1 protein-coding gene is annotated in these 1,273 nt (G+C 63.0%); it reads left to right on the top strand.

The genetic code is table 11. The annotated features are described in order from the left end of the window. Positions 1-211 precede the first annotated feature (211 nt). Positions 212-1,261, top strand: a complete 1,050-nt coding sequence (locus BJF87_RS23735; protein ID WP_075864038.1) for an IS110 family transposase — start codon at positions 212-214, stop codon at positions 1,259-1,261. Positions 1,262-1,273 lie beyond the last annotated feature (12 nt).

Here is a 1,273-nt window from a genome sequence, read left to right as displayed (position 1 = left end):
GCGTCAATGCCATCCTGAGTAGGCCCGGCGGGATTCGCTCGTTTCTTTGCTGCCCCAGCTTCTGTTGGTGGCTTATCCCGATGTGCGGTCCTGCCGGGTCCCGGACGATCGTCCGCGTGGCTTGATAGAAGCGTGCCGCTGATGCCCGATTGAGGCGTGCCCAACGACGATTACCCGGTACCTCGTTCACCCCACCGATCGGAGTCCTCAGTTGATCGTTATCGGAGTCGACGCCCACAAGTCCACTCATACCTTTGTCGCAGTCGACGAGGTCGGACGCAAGCTCGCAGAGCTGACCGCAAAGGCCACCACCGACGGGCACTTGTCCGCCATCGAGTGGGCCAAACAATGGCCTCAGCTCCAGTTCGCGCTCGAAGACTGCCGCCACGTCACCCGCCGATTGGAGGCCGATCTGCTCAATCGCGGGCATGCTGTGGTCCGGGTCAAGACCCAACTAATGGCTGTACACCGACGCAGCGCCCGCGAGCCGGGCAAGTCCGATCCGATTGACGCACACGCCGTCGCGATGGCTGCATTGCGCGAGCCGAACCTGCCAATCGCACGTTTGGACGGCCCCGCCCGGGAAGTCAAACTACTCAGCGATCACCGGCACGATATGGTCTGCGAGAGAACAAAACTCATCAGCAGGCTACGCTGGCACCTGCACGAGCTCGACCCTGAACTTCACGTCCCGGTCCGAGGGATCCGGCGTTACCGTGTGATGGACGAGCTCGCCGACCGGCTTACGCATTTCACCGGCGTGGTCGCTCAGATCGCTGGAGAACTCCTCAGCCGATGCCGGCAGATGACCCGCCAGATCAACGACCTCGAACGCCAGATCCGCGAGCGCGTCCGGGTTCTGGCTCCGTCGTTGCTCGCCATTCCAGGCTGTGGGGTTCTTTCCGCGGCGGTCATCATCGGCGAGACTGCCGGAGCGCACCGCTTCCACTCCAAAGACGCCTACGCAAAGTTCAACGGTACGGCCCCGATTCCGGTGTGGTCGGCGCAGGAGCGTGTGCGTCTCAATCGCGGTGGCAACCGTACCGTCAACGCTGCCTTGCACGCCATCGCCATCACACAGGTCGCACGCGGCGGCCTCGGCAAAGCCTATGTTGCCAAACTGCAGGCTGCGGGCAAGACCCGACGCGAGGCGCTACGACTGCTTCGTCGCCGCATCTCCGATCGCGTGTTCCAGGTCCTGCGTGCCGATGAATCCGAACTCGGGAATACCGCAAAAGGACCGTTCGCGGTGGCGGCTTGACATAGAAGCATC

The organism is Gordonia sp. CNJ-863 (genome assembly GCF_001942325.1).
GTDB classification, from domain to species: Bacteria; Actinomycetota; Actinomycetes; order Mycobacteriales; family Mycobacteriaceae; genus Gordonia; species Gordonia alkanivorans.
Note: the sequence above shows the minus strand (reverse complement) of the source record. Positions and strands in the feature narration are given on the sequence as shown.